Source organism: Proteiniphilum acetatigenes DSM 18083 (genome assembly GCF_000380985.1).
Classification (GTDB): domain Bacteria; phylum Bacteroidota; class Bacteroidia; order Bacteroidales; family Dysgonomonadaceae; genus Proteiniphilum; species Proteiniphilum acetatigenes.
The window spans coordinates 35,967-54,242 of sequence record NZ_KB905708.1; the positions used below are offsets into that span (position 1 = coordinate 35,967).

Annotated in this window: 13 protein-coding genes; 5 read left to right on the forward strand and 8 right to left on the reverse strand. The window is 46.6% G+C overall.

The genetic code is table 11. The features are described from left to right. Positions 1–473: 473 nt before the first annotated feature. From pdhA to F597_RS0117575, 5 genes are all read left to right on the forward strand, one after another. On the forward strand, positions 474–1,583 hold the full coding sequence (gene pdhA / locus F597_RS0117555) for a pyruvate dehydrogenase (acetyl-transferring) E1 component subunit alpha (protein ID WP_019541063.1): 1,110 nt from the start codon (positions 474–476) through the stop codon (positions 1,581–1,583). Then, on the forward strand, positions 1,580–2,557 hold the full coding sequence (locus F597_RS0117560) for an alpha-ketoacid dehydrogenase subunit beta (protein WP_019541064.1): 978 nt from the start codon (positions 1,580–1,582) through the stop codon (positions 2,555–2,557). The genes pdhA and F597_RS0117560 overlap by 4 nt, the downstream gene beginning before the upstream one ends. A gap of 96 nt (positions 2,558–2,653) precedes the next feature. Then, positions 2,654–3,982 carry a dihydrolipoamide acetyltransferase family protein gene (locus tag F597_RS0117565; protein ID WP_019541065.1) on the forward strand — a complete coding sequence of 443 codons (1,329 nt, stop codon included), beginning with the start codon at positions 2,654–2,656 and terminating at the stop codon, positions 3,980–3,982. An 82-nt stretch (positions 3,983–4,064) separates the two neighbouring features. Continuing rightward, positions 4,065–4,898, forward strand: a complete 834-nt coding sequence (locus F597_RS0117570; protein ID WP_019541066.1) for an ROK family protein — start codon at positions 4,065–4,067, stop codon at positions 4,896–4,898. Between the two features lie 210 nt (positions 4,899–5,108). Further along, positions 5,109–5,675, forward strand: coding sequence for a SagB/ThcOx family dehydrogenase (locus tag F597_RS0117575; protein WP_245542048.1), 567 nt, complete (start codon positions 5,109–5,111; stop codon positions 5,673–5,675). A 4-nt stretch (positions 5,676–5,679) separates the two neighbouring features. Here F597_RS0117575 and F597_RS0117580 read toward each other — a convergent pair whose 3' ends face one another. From F597_RS0117580 to kamA, 8 genes are all read right to left on the reverse strand, one after another. Continuing rightward, positions 5,680–7,098 (reverse strand): sialate O-acetylesterase, encoded by a 1,419-nt coding sequence (locus F597_RS0117580; RefSeq protein WP_019541068.1) that lies wholly within the window; start codon positions 7,096–7,098, stop codon positions 5,680–5,682. Positions 7,099–7,589: 491 nt separating this feature from the next. Beyond that, a complete protein-coding gene (locus F597_RS0117585) occupies positions 7,590–7,985 on the reverse strand; it encodes a heavy-metal-associated domain-containing protein (protein ID WP_019541069.1) in 396 nt (131 codons plus the stop codon). 97 nt (positions 7,986–8,082) lie between these two features. Then, the gene (locus F597_RS0117590; protein ID WP_019541070.1) at positions 8,083–9,699 is read right to left on the reverse strand and encodes an efflux RND transporter periplasmic adaptor subunit; all 1,617 of its coding nucleotides are present in this window, start codon (positions 9,697–9,699) and stop codon (positions 8,083–8,085) included. A gap of 58 nt (positions 9,700–9,757) precedes the next feature. Continuing rightward, positions 9,758–11,356 carry a TolC family protein gene (locus tag F597_RS0117595; RefSeq protein WP_019541071.1) on the reverse strand — a complete coding sequence of 533 codons (1,599 nt, stop codon included), beginning with the start codon at positions 11,354–11,356 and terminating at the stop codon, positions 9,758–9,760. Beyond that, on the reverse strand, positions 11,343–15,191 hold the full coding sequence (locus F597_RS0117600; RefSeq protein ID WP_019541072.1) for an efflux RND transporter permease subunit: 3,849 nt from the start codon (positions 15,189–15,191) through the stop codon (positions 11,343–11,345). Before F597_RS0117600 ends, F597_RS0117595 begins: the two co-directional genes overlap by 14 nt. Before the next feature lie 138 nt (positions 15,192–15,329). After that, entirely contained in the window at positions 15,330–15,842 is a 513-nt protein-coding gene (locus F597_RS0117605; protein ID WP_139224222.1) for an HYC_CC_PP family protein, read from the reverse strand. 229 nt (positions 15,843–16,071) lie between these two features. Then, positions 16,072–16,944: a putative beta-lysine N-acetyltransferase gene (gene ablB / locus F597_RS0117610; RefSeq protein ID WP_019541074.1), complete on the reverse strand. Its 873-nt coding sequence runs from the start codon at positions 16,942–16,944 to the stop codon at positions 16,072–16,074. Continuing rightward, positions 16,910–18,226: a lysine 2,3-aminomutase gene (gene kamA, locus F597_RS0117615; protein WP_019541075.1), complete on the reverse strand. Its 1,317-nt coding sequence runs from the start codon at positions 18,224–18,226 to the stop codon at positions 16,910–16,912. The genes ablB and kamA overlap by 35 nt, the downstream gene beginning before the upstream one ends. Positions 18,227–18,276 lie beyond the last annotated feature (50 nt).

Consider the following 18,276-nt stretch of genomic DNA (forward strand, 5'->3'; position numbering starts at 1 on the left):
GTTTTTTACCTGTTGAATAAGAATCGGGAATGAGGGTGCAAAATTAATAATATTAAAATGAAACCGCTACACGGAATCATAACTGTTTTATGAACAGGGCAACTGCCGCTAAAATAATATCGGAAGTGATAACCGCAGTCAAGGTTTGTTTGAGTCACCTACCTGTCTTTTTATCCGTTTGTAAGTATTTTTTAGACCCGTTTGCGCCTCTTTTAAGAACTATTTATTGATCGGACTGTTATATTCACAGCATAGGGTTATTTAAAATTCACAGCGAAGTGTTATTTAAATATGTTCGATTTCATCAGTCGTTTTCAATTTTATTTAAACAGCATTATTTCTGAGCTCAACAAAGGCAAAACTTGTTTTGACTATGTATTCGCTTATCGAAATAATTCTCGCTATGGTATAGCCCGGACAAGTTCGATCTATACTTATTTAGCTTAACAAAAACGTTCAAAACAGACAGATAAATGATCCAAAATGATTTACCTGCGATTTTTCGTGACTTCAACCCAATAGAAGATAAAATGTTGCAAGTCATCGACAATGAGGGCAATGTGGTGAATAAAAAGTTGATGCCCGTGTTGGATGACGAAACGGTCATAGAGGCATATAAACAGATGTTATATGAGCGGATAGCCGATGAGATGGCTGTTTCCTATCAACGTCAGGGACGGATGTATACCTATACCCCAAATATAGGGCAGGAGGCCATCCATATTGCTGCCGGAATGAATATCCGTGAGGAGGACTGGCTGGTACCCGCGTTTCGTGAAATGGGCACCCTGTTGGCAAAAGGGGTTACCATGAAAGAGATGTTCCTGTTTTACCTCGGGAATGAACATGGCGGCAGTTTCAAGAATGTCCGCCATGTGTTGCCTATAGCCATCTCTATCGGGACACAGTTTCACCATGCCACCGGTATTGGCTATTCTGTCAAATATCAGAAAAAAGATGAGGTGGTGTATACTTTTATCGGTGATGGGGGTACTTCAGAAGGTGATTTCAGTGAAGGATTGAATTTTGCGGGAGTATGGCAGGTTCCGGTGGTTTTCACCATACAGAACAATCAGTATGCTATCTCCGTTCCGGTGAAGTTACAGACCAATTCGATCAACCTGGCCGTGAAGTCGGTCGCTTTTGGTATTCCGGGAATAAAGGTGGACGGAAACGACTTTTTTGCCATGTACCTCGCCTATAAAACGGCTTCCGAGTATGCCCGTGCGGGGAAAGGCGCCGTGCTGATCGAAGCATTCACTTACCGTCGCGGTGCACATACCACCTCCGATGATCCCTCAAAATACCGGGGGAAGGATGAGGAAACGAGGTGGGGACTGACCGATCCGCTGATCCGTCTGCAGCGTTATATGCAGAGTAAAGGGATATGGAATATCGATGAAGAAAAACTCATCTCAGCGTATAAGTCGGAGATTGATGCCCAGTTTGTGGAAGCGGAGAATAATAAATCCTATCCATGGGAGGATATATTCGGACATATGTACACCGATATGCCGGACGAATTAAAGAGACAAAAGATGGAGTACGAACAATTCTTAAGCTGGAAGGAGAACAGAAGATGAGCGTAATGACAATGGTGAAAGCGATAAACAATGCGCTCGATATAAAACTGAATGAAGATAAGAGTATTGTCATCTACGGTGAAGACGTAGGTGTGGAAGGTGGCGTCTTTCGTGTGACCGAAGGGTTGCAGCAGAAATACGGCGCCGATCGGGTGTTCGATTCCCCGCTGGCGGAGTCGGGTATTGTAGGTACAGCATTAGGTATGGCTGTGTCGGGACTCAGACCGATTGTGGAACTGCAATTCGAAGGTTTTACCTTTCCTGCGTTTAACCAGATACTGTCTAACGTATCCCGTATGCAGAACCGTTCCCGCGGAAAATATGCAGTTCCTTTGGTGATCCGTTTTCCCTACGGGGGCGGTGTGAATGCACTGGAACATCACTCCGACAGCCCCGAGGCCCTCTTTGCGCATATACCGGGACTCAAAGTGGTGATCCCATCCACTCCGCATGATGCGAAAGGATTGATGATCTCGGCTATTGAGAGCAATGACCCCGTTATCTTTATGGAACCGAAACGGGTTTACCGTGCCATCAAACAGGAGGTGTCGGAAGAGAAATTTGCCCTTCCTCTCGGCAAGGCCAGAGTAGTGCAGGAAGGAACGGATATCACAGTGGTGGCTTTTGGCGCCATGATCCGTGAATGTCAGAAAGCAATTGCGATGGCACGCGAAGCCGGCATTTCGGTCGAGCTGATCGATCTGAGGTCCATTTATCCTATCGACCGGGAGACCATCCGCAATTCCGTACGTAAAACGGGACGGATGATCGTGGTGGCCGAAGCGCACGAGTCTTTCAGTGTGGGGTCGGAATTAATCGCCGTAGCCAACGAAGAAGCTTTCCTCTATCTGGAAGCGCCTCCGAGAAGAGTAATGGGATTCGATACCATTGTACCCTTGGCTCAGGGAGAAAAATATTATATTATTTCACCTGACCGTATTTTTTATGAAATCGAGAAAAGCGTTAAATTCTAAAAAAAATCAAGAAGTCAAGAAATTTAGAATTGAAAATCGACGAAGTCAAATCTTGAATTTTAAATCTTGAATCTTGAATTTTAAATTTTTAATCGTATGAGGTTTGTATTTAATTTCCCCGATTTAGGCGAAGGACTGGAAGAAGGAACCATATTGGAATGGTTTGTATCTGAAGGTGATAGTGTGAAAGTAGGCGATTCTCTCGTGCAGATGGAGACAGACAAGGTGGTAGCTGATATCCCTTCGCCGAGAAGCGGAACTATTGCCGCACGTTATGGTAATGTGGGAGATATAATCCAGGTCGGTTCCCCGTTAGTAGAGATTGAAATAGAGAGCACAGGAGAAAGTGCGGGAAATAAGGAAAAGGTTCAGGAAAGTGCTGTTACAGAAAAACAGGCAGTCGTGGAAGCAGGAGTGCCTGTCCAGGCCATTTCGGAATCGGAAGATGGCGCAGCGGTGGTAGGCACTATGGAATTGGCCGGTGAAGGCTCTTTATTGGCTGCAAGCGATGAAGGATCTTCCGAAACGGGGAGATCGGGCGCGGGGGTACGGAAAGTGCTTGCAACACCGGTTGCACGCGCCATGGCAAAAGAGATGGGTATCGATATCAATAATGTACCCGGCAGTGGCCCTTCGGGAAGGGTGAAGAAAGAGGATATCCTGAATTTCAAATCACCATCAGCAGAGACAGGTGACAGAACAGATACTTTTACAGCCGGGATAGAGGATGTAACTTACAAGCCGCTTACTCAAATAAGGAAGACCATTGCAAAGAATATGCTTCACTCCAAACATAACGCGGCACATATGTCGGTTTTTGAAGAAGTGGAGATATCCGTATTGAAGGAGGTAGTCACGAAATACAAGCCAAAATTTGCCGGCAAAGATGTAAAACTAACCTATCTTTCCTTTGTCGTGAAGGCTGTAGCGCAGGCATTGAAACAACATCCCCAGCTCAATTCCCAAATCGATACCGAAAATAACCGGATGATCTTCCGCAACCGCTATCATATCGCGATTGCAGTGGATGCACCCGACGGATTGGTGGCACCCGTAATCCGGGATGCTGATCGTTTATCTATTTTCGAGATAGCGAAAAAGATAGGAGAGCTGGCCCAAAAGGCGCGGGAGAGAAAACTGGCACTGGAGGATATGAAAGAGGGCTCTTTCACTATTACCAGTTTCGGTTCCATCGGCGGTATCTTTGCTACCCCGGTAATCAATTACCCGCAAGCCGGTATCCTGGGTATCGGGCGTATCCTGAAAACGCCTATCGTGAAAGATGATGAAATTGTCATAGGCAATATCATGCCGGTATCGCTTACGGTCGACCACCGCATTGTAGACGGTGGGGAAACCACACGCTTTGTCAAGAGGGTGATGGACTACCTTTCCGATCCAGTCTCATTATTAATGGACGACTAAATACACGAAATAGTTCAAGTGTGCTTGATTTTTCTCCCGGCTTTTGTTATATTTGTATATAAAATTAAAATATAGCAAATATATGGAAAACATTCTTGGTATTGATATTGGAGGTACTTCCATTGTAGGAGGCCGGATTGAAGGTGATATTATAGTTGAACAGATTACCGTGGACACTTGCGCTCAGGAGGGAGGCGATAAAACGTTGAATATCCTGAAAGAACTCATCCGGCAGCTAAAGACTACCGATACCAGGGCGATTGGAATAGGTGTGCCGAGTGTGGTGGACAGAGAGAAGGGAATCGTTTATAATGTACAGAATATAAAAAATTGGGATGAAGTACATCTGAAATCACTGCTTGAGGCAGAATTTGAATTGCCGGTTCATATTGACAATGATGCCAACTGTTTTGCCTATGGAGAGAAAATCTATGGTAAAGGCAAGGAATTTCAAAATTTTGTGGGTATTACGTTAGGGACAGGTGTAGGGGGTGGCATCATTCAGGATAATCATCTGTTATTCGATTCCAACTGCGGTTCCGGAGAGTTTGGAGAAATACCCTACCTTGATTCGATCCTTGAAGAATATTGCGGAAGTCGTTTTTTTACCCGGACGGCAGGCCGTTCAGGATACGAAATTGCATTAAAAGCACGCGAAGGCGACAGAGACTCAATCGCAATATATAGCCAATACGGAAAACATATCTCTATGCTGGTGAAGGTGATACTCTTGATCCTTGACCCACAGGCCATTATTTTCGGAGGTTCCATATCTAAATCATTTGACCTCTTTAAAGACTCAATGTATGAGAATCTCAAAGATTTCCCTTATCCTAAGTCGGTAGCTAAAATTCAGATCCTGACTTCCGATCTCCACAATATCGGCATTCTCGGAGCAGGCGCTTTATGTGTATAATTACCAATATGGAGAAGTGACAACACTTTATGGTGTGAGTTTTGGGTGACACGACTGGTGCCCACATTTTTATAACAAAGGAACCGTACGATGGTTAGTCACAGGATGTCATAGTCACAATATTGTATTATATAAGTCGAATAACAAGATTTTGAATTAAAAAAGATGTACATTATGACCCGATTTAGTATTTTATCATTAATTTTTATCATGTGCTGTTCGATATCAGCCCAGGATATCAATTTGCCTGCACCCAACAAGACAGGAGGAAAACCCCTGATGCAGGCGTTGAACGAGAGAAAATCTATCCGGTCTTATCAGGATAAGGAGTTGACCTCTCAGCAACTGTCTGATCTGTTATGGGCCGCCAACGGGTTCAACCGTGACGACAAACGAACGGCACCGACAGCAAATAACCGTCAGGAACTGGAGTTGTACGTAACAACAAAGAATGGAGTCTATTTTTATGATGCCCGTAACCATCTCCTGAAAGAGGTGAAAAAAGGCGATCAGCGTGCCCAGGCAGGCACTCAGGATTTTGTCGCCCGGGCAGCACTCAATCTGATCTTTGTTTCCGATATGGAAAAAGCATCAAGCAGGGAATATGCCTATACCAACTGTGGATTTGTAGCGCAAAACGTTTATTTGTATTGCGCATCCGAGGGGTTAGGGGCCGTTGTCCGCGGCTCGTTTGATAAGGACAAATTAAGCGAACTGCTCAAGTTGAATTCCAATCAACAGGTTTTATTGACGCAATCGGTCGGATATCCTGATTGACCTGTTATTTCTCAAATGAATCTGTTCTGAACGGTACTACCGGAAGCTCACGTATTCCGGCGAGGTTCCCTGTCTGGAAGTTTTTGAAGCAATAACGGACAGCTACGGGTTGGTCAACCCCTTCGCGGTATACTTCCACTTTGCCATCGCGTACTATTGCTTGTGCGGGAAGGAACTGACCGTCTGCCGCAGCAATTTCGAACCCCTCTATACCGTCTGTCCGGTTGAAGCCTTCATTTGCATGATCGAAAGAGACGATTACTTTTCCGTCACGGATTTCCATTGAATTGTACTCGGGTCCGTAGGCAGCTACCCGTTCATATCCATAGGTTTTGTTGAGGGCCATAAATGCAAGTCGCTTTCCTACATCAGTCTTATTGCGTGGGTGGATATTACGCAGTTCATAAGGTTCCACCAGATCGTTGGTGGAGATCATTCCGCTGTGAGGGATTAGTTTCTGTGCCTTAAACTGTGCTTCACGGAGGTAGGCAGCACCGGTATCATTGGCGTTCCCATATTCAAAGGGGGCGATTTCCACATAGTAGAAAGGAAGTTCGGGATTATTCCATTGTGTGCGCCAGAGAGTCACCATATTGTGAAGACGTTCGGGATAAACCTGATGAGCGCCGACATTCGATTCACCCTGATACCAGATAAAACCTTTTATCACGTAATTAGTGATCGGGTGTATCATGCCGTTGTACATCAATAGCGGACGGGCCATTGGATGTAGTTTATTGACTGCTTCTTCGTTCAAATCCACATCGGGATAGGTCCTGAGGATTTCCCTGTTAGTCCACCCCTCTACTCTTGTACCACCCCATGAAGAAACGATAATCCCTACGGGCACATTCATCGATTTGTGAAGTGTCTCGGCAAAGAAAAACGCCGTAGCACTGAAACCCGGTGAGTTAGCCGGATTACATACCTGCCAGCGTCCCTCCACGCTTTCGAGAGGTTCAAATGACGGTGTCTTGGGGATTGTGACAAACCGGATGGCCGGGTATTGACCGGAAAGGGCAATGGTTTCATTGGCATCCAGAATAGGATTGTTATTGAACCCTTGAAGGGGCATCTCCATATTGCTTTGTCCTGATGCCAGCCATACTTCACCGATCAGGATATCCTTAAGCACCACCTCTTCACCATCGGAAATCGTGATAGTACGTGGGGTAAAACTTGCTTCGGGTGTCTCGATCACGGCGATCCAGTTACCTGTATTGTCTACTGTGACACGTACTGCGGTTTTGCTCCAACAAGGCTTGACTTCCACTGTTTTGCCCCGTTCAGCTTTTCCCCATATATTCACCCTGCTGTTTTGTTGCAGCACCATCCCGTCGCTCAGGATCTCAGGCAGTACCGGTTTTCCGTATAAAACCAGACCGAGAGTAAGAAGTACCGGTAATAGAAAAAATCGTTTCATTTGCTTTTAGTTTTTATATACTTGGAACTTAAATGGATTTATGTTCAATTGCGATTTTACCTTTGTGGAACGATAATGTGATTTCACGAAATGATATAATCGAATTGTTGTTCATGATTTCAAATTCCCGCAAATATAGTGAAAGCCGAGAGAAAAGCCAAACTTGTTTGAGCTTTTCCGAGGCGTATCTTATATTCTGGAAATATAGTGAAAGCCGGGAGAAAAATCAAGTTCACTTGAACTTTTCCGTTAAGAGAGAACAGAACGAGTTTACTCGTTTTGCCGAACGTAGGAAAAGTCTAACTTGTTGAATCCCCCTCAAATTACACTGTTGATATCTACATTTTTCTCCCATGTACACAAAGGATTTCTACATTTTTCACTTATCTTGTTTGCTATATTCGGGTGCTGCCCCCTTATCGGGATAAAAAAGGCCGTCTCAGGAATTATTCTGAGACAGCCTCCGATATTATGAATGGAATCTGAAAAAATTAACCTCTGTATTTGCAGCAAGCGGGTAATGCATCATAGGTAGCCTGGTCGGCTCTGTCCCTGTCGGTATCATATCCCACCCCGGCAATTGCTTTACTGATAGCATCGATATCAGTCTGTTGCGGATTGAAATGAAAATGGAGTTCTTTTTTCTCCGCATCCCATTCGGCCGTCGATACACCTTCGACGCTTTTTGCCGCAGTTTCGATATTCTTTTTACACATATCACAAAGTCCCTGCACACCAAGTACGGCATGCTCATCGTGTTGTTCTGTTCCTGCAGATGCTTCCATTTCTGTTTGTGATGTTTCGCCACCACTTTTGGAACCACCCGAATTACATGCGGCGAACAATAGGGTCGCGGCAATCATTACTGATAATGCATACTTCTTCATAATAACTTCTTTCTAATTGTTTATTTAAATCTGAGAAACTGTTTTGAATTTCCTTTTGTTTAACGAAAAAAGGGTGTTTTTGTTCGTTACTGCCCGTTTACTCCCTGTACTTGCAGCATCCGGGCAACGCGTCATAGACCTTCTGATCTGCCTTGTGCTTGTCTGTATCGTGACCGGCTTTGGCGACAGCCTGAGAGATCTTGTCGAGATCGGTCTGTGCGGGATCATAATTCAGGTGCAATTGCTTTGCTGTCCCATCCCATGAGGCGGAAGATACACCTTTCACACTCATGGCAGCTTTTTCGATACGCTCTTTACACATTTCACACAGTCCCTGTACCGTCATCATTGCATGCTCATGTCCGGCGGAAGCATGATCGGGCGTATGACTGTCGCTTCCCGGCATAGAGTGACCTTCGTGTCCGGTAACGGCGCGGCCCGCCTCATCGTTCATCATACTGCGCTTTCCGGAAAGTTGAGCGCTTGCATCGATGGTAAAGGCCCCATTCGTCACGATCTCATCGCCATCCTCTATCCCCGAAAGAACCAGATAGGCTTCGCCGAGTGAAGGGCCGAGTTCTACCTCCCGGAGCAGATATGCCGGTGTTTCGGTATCAGGTTGTTTCACATAGACAATGGAACGTTTGCCTGTCCATAGAACGGCTGATTTTGGGATGACAATCTGGTTGTTGTACTGCTTCAGTGGAGCATTCACAAGAGCGTTGGCATACATCCCCGGCATCAGTTCTGTACGCGGATTGGTTGTCTCAACCCTGACCTTGGCAGTACGCGTCGTCGGATCGAGAATCGGATTGATAAAAGAGATCCTCCCTGAGAATGTTTTTCCGGGAAGTGACTGAAGAGTATAATCCAATTTATCGCCTACCTTCAGAAAGGGGAGATCCGACTCATAGGCGTCGAATACCGCCCATACCCGGGAGAGATCGGCAATATCGAACAGAACGGTTCCGGTGCTGATATAGTCTCCCTGGTTGACATTCTTGGAAACGACAATACCACCGGTATTTGCCGTTATGTCTGTCAACGGTGATACTTTCCCCGATTGTTCAATTGCGGCTATCTGTCCGTCCGATAATTTCCAGAGCGATAGTTTCTCTCTTACCGCCTGTAGCAATGCCGGCTGGATATCTTTCATCTTTACCGCTTCCAATAATTCCTGTTGCGCGCTTAGCAGCTCGGGAGAGTAGATAGTTGCAATGGTCTGTCCCTGCCGTACGCTTTCTCCGGTAAAGCTGACCATGAGTTTCTCGATACGACCGCTTACGTGTGATGTTTGTGATTGCGAAAGCCGTTCATCCACCTGGATAGTCCCGTAAAGACGGACATTCTTTACCGGATTCTGCCGGCTGACGACCGTCGTTTGGATATTAGCCAGTGCAACCGCTTCTGCGCTTAATTGAATAGCGTCGGGATCGATGGCGGCATCACCCGAACCGGTTGTTTTCAATGGGATCAGATCCATTGCGCAAAGAGGGCATTTTCCCGGCTTATCCATCCGTATCTGCGGGTGCATGGAACAAGTCCATACCTCTTCACCATGGTCATGATCGTGGTCGTGTCCTGCCGCTGTCGTTTGCTCACCTGACGACGAATCGCCGGAGAAGATCAACCAACCCAGGAATAATCCTGCCAGCAGAATTAATCCGTATGTGACATATTTATTGTTCACTGCTTTTTTTATTTTGGAGTCCATGTTTTTTTAATTGAAAATTGAAAGTTGAAAATTGAAAACTTATCGCGCGAAGCATCTATCATTTTATCATGCGCAGCACATTATCGTGCGAAGCATTAAATGAGACGAGTTTTTGTATCGAAGCCACCATCGTATTGTATTCGGCGACAGCTTCGGCTTTTTTTAAGCGGTAATCGAGCAACTGACGTTGTACTTGTATGACATCAGTCAGGTCGCTTTTTCCCGAGACAAACTCCTGTACCAGCAAGTGGTATGTTGTTTGGGCGAGCTGAGATTGCTTTTCATACAGGGTGATCTTTCTTGAGGCGTCATCCAGTGAGTGCCTGGTGCGGTATAGTTCAGTCTGCAGGGCGTTTTGGGTGTCGGCATATTGCTGACGGCTTGCCTGCCACCGGATACTGCTCTCCCTTTGTTGTGCCTTGTATTTACTACGATAAAGAGGCAGGCTGATGGAGACCATCGGCATAATCATATCCATCCCGTTCATCTCTGTCACGGGCAGGCCTGCGTGCCCCATATCCATGCGTTTACCGATTACTGAATACTGGATGCCTATACCTAACATCGGATAACTCATCTTTTTATCCATCTCTGCTTTGGCTCTGTAGGCCGCCCCTTCTTCGTCGATCATAGCCAGCATCGGATTGTTCAGACTGATCTGCTCTGCCGTTAGCGCTACGTCTAATGAAAAAGGTATCGGAGTGATCGAGTCGGGAAGATGTACTTTACTGCCGGACGGCCTGTTCAATAACGCGTTGAAGGCGGCCGTTTCGGCATTGATTCGGGACAAAATGCTTTCGATACTGTTCTCCAGTTCGGCGATCTCCAATTGAATACGCAATACATCCGACATACCGGAAGAACCGCTCATACTTTGCATGCCTGCTCCGGAACCCATGGAAGACATGGAACTGCCCGAAGTTGAAGACCGGGTAGCGCTTCCTCCCATAGACGAACCCATGGAATTCATACTCCCCATATTTCCTGATGCTCCCATACTACTTGTACCGGTCGTTACGGGACTCGTAACCGGTGTTGCTTGCGTACGTCCTCCGGAACCTGTGTTTCCTGCCGGAGAAGCGGAAAACTTACGCAAGGCCAGTGTCTCCAATTGCTTCAGATAATCCCTGTTTTCGCGGCTGTTGTTCAACTGCTGTTGCAAACTGCAAAGGAGGAACCACTGGGTATATACCTGCAGGTAAAGATTGTCACGGGTTTCCCGGAATTGTTCAAAAGCCATGTTGGCCATGTGTCCGGCTTCGGTACGTGCCGCCTTGCGTGTTCCGAACCATGGGAACATCTGCATCAATGTGAAATCGGCGATTTGCCGTCCGTCCAGTATTTCCATCGGTTGCAGAAAGAAACCGATTTCCAGTTCAGGATCGGGATAAGCGCCTGCCTGCGGCATCTTCTCCAGCGATGCCTTATATGCCAGAAAATAGGCTCTCACACCCGGATTATTACGTGCAGCCGTTTCCAGGTAATGGGCGAGAGAATCGGGTGACTGCCGGGGGATAGAGGCGACGATAAGTGAATCGGATATGAGCCCGGTGTCAGGAGCGGCAGTAAACGGACTGGTTGTCTGTGCAGCCGCAGAAATGGCCGTAAGACCTGCAATCAACAGGAGAATGCAATATAGGTTGTTATATCGTTTCATAATCTCTTTGTTTTATACTATTCTTATGTTGTTTTTTGATAGCGCTTTCCCGCCACCAGCATTGCAGGATAGGCACCACGAACATGGTCATCGACTGGATCAGCATACCGCCGAATGTAGGAATGGCCATCGGCACCATGATATCGGCACCCTTGCCCGTAGAGGTAAGTACCGGCAGGAAAGCTATCAGGGTGGAGGCAGTGGTCATCACTGCCGGGCGGACTCTTTTCAGTCCGGCATAGACAACTGCTTCCCTGATCTCTTCTTTGGTCTGCGGATCCCTTTCCAGAAAAGTATCGTGAATATATGTCCCCATCAGTACGCCATCATCAGTGGCAATACCGAAAAGCGCGATAAATCCGACCCATACGGCAATACTCAGGTTGATGGGATGCATCTGGAACATATCCCGGATATTTGTGCCGGCCACAGAGAAGTTCATAAACCAGGGTTCGCCGTACAACCACAGTAAGATGAATCCTCCCGCCAGGGCGACGAACACCCCTGAGAAATGGATCAGCGATGCCGTTACCGTCTTGAACTGGAAATAGAGGATCAGGAGGATGGTAATGAGGCTGATAGGTATAATGATCAGCAATCGTCTGGAAGCACGTGCCTGCTGTTCATAATTTCCTGCGAAAGTATAGGATACGCCGTTGGGCAGGCTGATTTCTCCGTTGCGGATCTTCTCTTTCAATAGCTTATCGGCTTCCATTACCACATCTACCTCGGCTTTGGCACCCACTTTATCAAAGATGACATATCCCACTAAGAAGGTATTCTCACTCTGTATCATCTGTGCTCCTCTGGCATACCCGATATCGGCCACATCGCCAAGCGGTATCTGTGCACCGGTGGCAGTAGGGATAATCAGTTTCGATAACTCTTCGGGATGTTCTCTCAGTTCGCGGGGATAACGGAGCCGTACCGGATAACGTTCACGCCCTTCCACAGTAGTGGTCAAAGCCATTCCGCCCACGGCAGCGCTGATGGTTTCCTGTAAATCGGCTACCGTAATGCCGAATCGCGCCATATTGTGGCGATTCAGTTTGATTTCTATATAAGGTGCGCCCACAGCACGGTCGTAGAAAACGGTCGAGGGCAGGATAGAGGGTATCTCTTTCAGGGCTGCTTCAAGGATCCTGCCTCCCTGTTCGATAGACTCCAGATCCGGTCCCGATACTTTTAATCCCATGGGCGCCCGCATCCCGGTGGAAAGCATCACCAGACGTGCTTCAATAGGTTGTAGCTTTGGCGCCGAAGTGAGTCCTGGCAGATGGGATACATTTACGATCTCCTGCCAGATATCATCCGGGCTTTTAATATGGGAGCGCCACTGCCTGAAATGTTTTCCGTATCTCGAATGCACCAGGCTGTCGGCCGGTATCAGCCTGAACTCATCTTCTTCCGGATTATAGGTGGAACCGTCTGTCAGCAGGAATTCTCCTTTGCGGTTCACCTTAAATCGTTGCCGGCGCCCGTTCTCATCCAGGATATATTCGGAGCGATAGTTGATCGTATTTTCAAACATCTGTGCCGGTGCCGGATCGAGGGCCGAATTCACCCGTCCCCATTTCCCTACGGTCATCTCCACTTCGGGGATATTGGAGATCCGTTTGTCGAGCATCTCGATATATTGCAGGTTCTGTTCAATACCCGTATGGGGCATGCTGGTAGGCATCAGCAGGAAAGAGCCTTCATTGAGGCTGGGCATAAATTCTTTACCGATCCCCGGGAATTTATCGCTTGCCGCCTGCCAGAATCCCGTCTGGCGGAATGATTTCCAGCCCACGGTCTCGAACCCTGTGGCCACAACGCCGAAGGTCTTGTCGAATCCCATCCAGATGATAATGCCGAACAGTACGGTGGCAATCGGTATAACCATGAATTTCCATCGGTTGGCGAGACTCCATCGCAGGATCTTTTCGTAGTAAATTACCAGCAACCATAATAGTCCCAGAATAACGCCTATGATCAGGATCACGAAAATGAAGTTGCGGGGGATACCGGCATAGGTCCCCAACGGGAGCCATTCTACAGCGAGCAGGTAAACCACGGTAATGATGGCAATACCGATACCGATAAAAGTGGGTATTCTTTTATTTTTCCATCGATCTGCAAACAGGTTATTCAGTCCGAAAAGAGGCAGGGCGACATAGGCGCCCACCCCGGTGAGGATAAGCAATGCAATACCACCTGCTATTAATAAGATGTTTCCTACTTTTCGAATCAGCTCGGAGGTGATCCTGAATGAAAAGAAATAATAAGTCAAGGTAGGTAAGATGGCTATCCCCAGCAAAACTGCCGATAGCATAGCAATAGTTTTTGTGTAGGCCAGGGGGCTGAACAGTTTACCTTCCTGCGCTTCAAGAAAGAAAACAGGAAGAAAGCTCACTACCGTGGTGAGTGAAGCGGTGAGTACGGCGCCCGATACTTCACTTACGCTTTTATAGATCAGTTCGATAAATGCTTTGCCTTTTCGTTTATCCTTGTTCTCCTCCATCTCCATGTGCCGGATGATATTCTCGACAAAGACCACACCGATATCTATCATCACTCCGATGGCGATGGCAATACCCGAGAGCGCTACAATATTGGCGTCTATCCCCATGTTTCGCATAAGGATAAAGGTGAGTAACACCCCCACGGGCAATATGCTGGATATGACTACCGATGCACGGAGATTAAGGATAATAACGATCACGACAATTATGGTGATTAGTATCTCGTGAGTGAGAGATGTCTCGAGGGTGCCGATAGTCTCATGGATCAATCCTGTCCTGTCGTAGAACGGTACAACCGAAACTTTGGAAACCGTTCCGTCGGCCAGTGTTTTTTGCGGCAGTCCGGCTTCTATTCCGGCAATCTTTTCCTTTACGTTATCAATTACTTTTAACGGATTAGAACCGTAACGCGCTACCACAACACCGCCCACGGCCTCTACACCTTCCTTGTCGAGTCCGCCCCGGCGGGTAGCAGGTCCAATATTGACGAAAGCCACATCTTTAATCATTACCGGTACTCCATTACGTACGGTAATTACCGCCTCTTCGAGATCGGAAACCTTTTTGATGTAACCCAGCCCGCGTACCAGATATTCTGCCTTATTGATCTCGACCGTCTCCGCACCGATATCAAGATTGCTTTTTTGTACTGCGTTCATCACATCCATGATGGATATGTTATAGGCACGCATGGCGTTGGGATCGATCTCGACCTGATACTCTTTTACGTATCCTCCCACGGAAGCGACCTCAGCCACCCCTTCGGCAGAAGAGAGACTGTATTTCACCTGGAAATCCTGGATCGATCGCAGTTCATCGGGATCCCATCCTCCCGCAGGTTTTCCGGTTGCAGGGTCACGCCCTTCGAGGGTATACCAGAAGATTTGTCCCAGGGCGGTGGCATCGGGTCCAAGGCTTGGTTGTACTCCTTCGGGCAAGGTGCCGGAAGGGAGCGAATTCAGTTTCTCGAGGATACGCGACCGGCTCCAGTAAAACTCTACATCATCCTCAAAAATGATATAGATAAATGACATACCGAACATGGAAGAACTACGGATCGTTTTCACTCCCGGAATACCCAGTAAAGAGGTGGTAAGGGGGTAGGTGACCTGTTCCTGTATATCTATGGGCGAGCGTCCCATCCATTCTGTAGCGACAATCTGCTGATTTTCTCCGATATCCGGGATCGCATCCACCGGTACGGGGTCGCGGGGAAGGAGGCTGTACCAGTTGAATGGCGCCGTAGCAATCCCCCACACGATAATAAGGATCAGCAGTAATATGGTTATTAACCTGTTATGCAGGAAATATTTGATGATCTTGTTCATCATAAAAAAGTTAAGAGATTAGATATGTATTAAAAAGAGAAAACAATAGATTACCTGCGCAACCATATGAGTAATGACCCTTTAATTAAAGAAAGGCCATAGAAACCTCATACGGTTGTACCTGTAAACGCGACCGATAAATCAAATGCGGTAAATACAGATGTAAGTGAGCAAGCTTACATCTTTTAGGAAGAGACCTTCCGGAGGAAAGTCAGGATGAGGGGTACGGATGTCGGTTATGGGATCCGATAATTTATACAACCGGGTCAAAATGGCTCCTACAGTGTCAAAAGAGAGAGGTAAGAGGCGGGAGGCCGGCTGTTCTACCTTATTCTGGTAGTCATCGGTAGTTAGCTCAAGTATCTCTGTGTTGCAGCATTTGTCTCCGGCAAAGTGTAACTCATGACCGTGACGGGCAGTTCCAATCCTCCTCGGATCTTCATTCGTGCCCGAATTCCCGGTCCTGTGCGAATTGCAGCAGGAATGGTTATTCCCGTGGTCTGCCGCATGTATAGGGCTAATATCTGTGGCGGCGTGCTGGGCAAATAGGTTGAGTGATTGCAACTCTCCCGCACAATAATGCAATGCGATAACGGGTTGTATCGCAAAGATCATCATGATGGGTAGCAATAATATGGCAGTTGTTCTACTCATGACACTCACCTTATCGTTGGTAAAGTTGCTCAATTAAAATTAGTTATTGCACTATGGCAGAGGATAAACTCGTTTGGACTATACTCATTTAGCTTAACGAAATCCCTATCACCGGTACAACAACGAAATACCTGACAAGTTTACAAAAGTATCAATTATTTTTGACTATGTCTTGTATTTTTTGCCGATTTTTTGGAGGTTTAATTGATAAAAAGATAATCCCAATCCTTTATATTTTTTCCAACCGCTTATAATAGAGATTCATACTCTCTGTTTTTCCGTCGATATTGGTGTTGTTGAGCAGGGTGCCTGAATAAGTGAACCCCGTACGAATGAATGTTTTGTTCATGGGGACGGACTGAAGGCGGGCAATGGTGTATAGTGTGCATATACCCTGTTGCCGCATCTCATGCTCCATGTGTCGGAGAAGTAACATTGACAGTTTGTTTCCCATGTGGGATGTGTGTGTTGCGAAATCGGTCATTTCAGCATTTTGAGCCTCCCTATCGATCTCCGAAGAAGACAGGGCAGCCAGTTTTCCATCCTTAAAGGCGCCGAAATACTGTACATGCTCATCCATCATCTCCGAGATATACTCCGGATCATAAATGGGAAAGGGATAGCTCTTGAATATATCGGAGTAGATACGTGTCATGGCCGGGATGTCCCGTTGGCCCAGCTTGCGTATCGTATAGGAAGCTTTATCGATTGCTTGCTGATTCCCCGTTGCCATGTCGGATAAAAGCCGGTGAAGTTGCTGTAACCGGGGCACCGGGACAGACGCCCGACCCTGGTCATTGGGGAATTTGGAAACGAAGAAAGCATCTTCTTTCCCGTTATAAAAAGCCGGAATGTAGCCTTCCATTCTATACCCTTCGGCTAAAAACAGGGGATATGCGCTTGACGGAATTTTGCAAAAGATCTTCGAATAGTTTTGCATGTCAGCTAATTGATTCATCCGGGGAATGATGCTCTCCGTATCCTGTACCGCCAATTTCATCAGATAGATCCGGTTGTTGAGTTTTCCGTATTGGAGGATAGAGCCGTTCGCTGTTTTCTCTATCCGGTCAGGCATTGTCATTGCGTCGTTGAATTCTTTCATTATCTTCGGGTATCAGGGATATGGTATCATTGGTATTTGAAAGTAATTTTTCTATGCCGATAGCTACGTCCTGATCTTCATTTTCCTGCAGGTTCAAATCCAGATTACAGCTCTCGCAGTTGCGGTCGCAGTCTTTAGGTGCATAACTGTCCGGCTCTTTATAGGTGGTGATCACACCTTCATAATTTCTCAACACTACTTTGTTGGTAGACCATGAGATGATATAGTTAGGCATCACCGGAATCTTTCCGCCTCCACCGGGTGCATCGATCACATACACCGGGCGTGCGAACCCGCTTGTGTGGCCCACGAGGCTCTCCATGATCTCAATGCCTTTCCCGACAGGCGTCCTGAAATGAGATAATCCTTCCGAGAGGTCGCACTGGTAAAGATAGTAGGGTCGTACCCTGTTCTGCACTAATTTGTGAACAAGCGATTTTATGATCCTGGGGCAATCGTTTACATCAGCCAGCAGCACCGATTGGTTCCCTAACGGAAACCCTCCGTCGGCCAGCTTGGCCAGTGCCTCTTTCGATGAACTGGTTATCTCGTTAGGATGATTAAAGTGCGTATTTATCCATAAAGGATGATATTTTTTCAGTACCGAAATTAAATTATCGGTTATCCGGTAGGGTAATACCACCGGCATCCGGGTGCCGATACGGATCACCTCCACATGCGGAATCCGGCTTATTTCAGATAACAGCCAGTCGATCATCGAATCGGAAAGCATAAAAGGATCTCCGCCCGAAAGCAGTACATCCCTCACCTGGGGAGTGTTGCGAATATATTCGATACCGGTAGTCAATTGTTTTCGTGACGGGATAAAGTCTATATCTCCCACTTTACGTTTACGGGTGCAATGACGGCAATACATAGAGCAAACGTTGCTTACCTGAAACAAAACCCGGTCGGGATATCGGTGTGTAATTCCTTCCACGGGACTGTCCTTATCTTCCGAAAGGGGGTCTGCATATTCCGATGACAGTGTATTCAATTCTTCCGATCCGCCAAAAGCTTGTTTGAAGACAGGGTCATTCCGGTAATTGTCTTTATGGATAAGAGAAAGGTAATAGGGAGTGATGGATAGCGGAAACTTATCAAAGGTCTTTTGGAGTTGTTCCCTCTCTTTTTTTTCGAAGCAGATGCCGGTAATATATTCGAACTGATCCAAGGTTTTAATCGAGTGTTTTAGTTGCCATTTCCAATCTTTCCAGTTAGATAGCTGCGGTTTATCTTCAATTTTGTTTGCAATTTCCTCTTGTACTTTGTTATAAATCATAAATGCTGAAATTTTCTATCTGAACAAAAGTATAACATGAGGATGGGGTA

What these genes read in the sequence shown, in the direction of transcription:
- pdhA (WP_019541063.1), top strand. Translation starts at nt 474, where the DNA reads ATGATCCAAAATGATTTACCTGCGATTTTTCGTGACTTCAACCCAATA.
- F597_RS0117560 (WP_019541064.1), top strand. Translation starts at nt 1,580, where the DNA reads ATGAGCGTAATGACAATGGTGAAAGCGATAAACAATGCGCTCGATATA.
- F597_RS0117565 (WP_019541065.1), top strand. Translation starts at nt 2,654, where the DNA reads ATGAGGTTTGTATTTAATTTCCCCGATTTAGGCGAAGGACTGGAAGAA.
- F597_RS0117570 (WP_019541066.1), top strand. Translation starts at nt 4,065, where the DNA reads ATGGAAAACATTCTTGGTATTGATATTGGAGGTACTTCCATTGTAGGA.
- F597_RS0117575 (WP_245542048.1), top strand. Translation starts at nt 5,109, where the DNA reads ATGTGCTGTTCGATATCAGCCCAGGATATCAATTTGCCTGCACCCAAC.
- F597_RS0117580 (WP_019541068.1), bottom strand. Translation starts at nt 7,098, where the DNA reads ATGAAACGATTTTTTCTATTACCGGTACTTCTTACTCTCGGTCTGGTT.
- F597_RS0117585 (WP_019541069.1), bottom strand. Translation starts at nt 7,985, where the DNA reads ATGAAGAAGTATGCATTATCAGTAATGATTGCCGCGACCCTATTGTTC.
- F597_RS0117590 (WP_019541070.1), bottom strand. Translation starts at nt 9,699, where the DNA reads ATGGACTCCAAAATAAAAAAAGCAGTGAACAATAAATATGTCACATAC.
- F597_RS0117595 (WP_019541071.1), bottom strand. Translation starts at nt 11,356, where the DNA reads ATGAAACGATATAACAACCTATATTGCATTCTCCTGTTGATTGCAGGT.
- F597_RS0117600 (WP_019541072.1), bottom strand. Translation starts at nt 15,191, where the DNA reads ATGATGAACAAGATCATCAAATATTTCCTGCATAACAGGTTAATAACC.
- F597_RS0117605 (WP_139224222.1), bottom strand. Translation starts at nt 15,842, where the DNA reads ATGAGTAGAACAACTGCCATATTATTGCTACCCATCATGATGATCTTT.
- ablB (WP_019541074.1), bottom strand. Translation starts at nt 16,944, where the DNA reads ATGAAAGAATTCAACGACGCAATGACAATGCCTGACCGGATAGAGAAA.
- kamA (WP_019541075.1), bottom strand. Translation starts at nt 18,226, where the DNA reads ATGATTTATAACAAAGTACAAGAGGAAATTGCAAACAAAATTGAAGAT.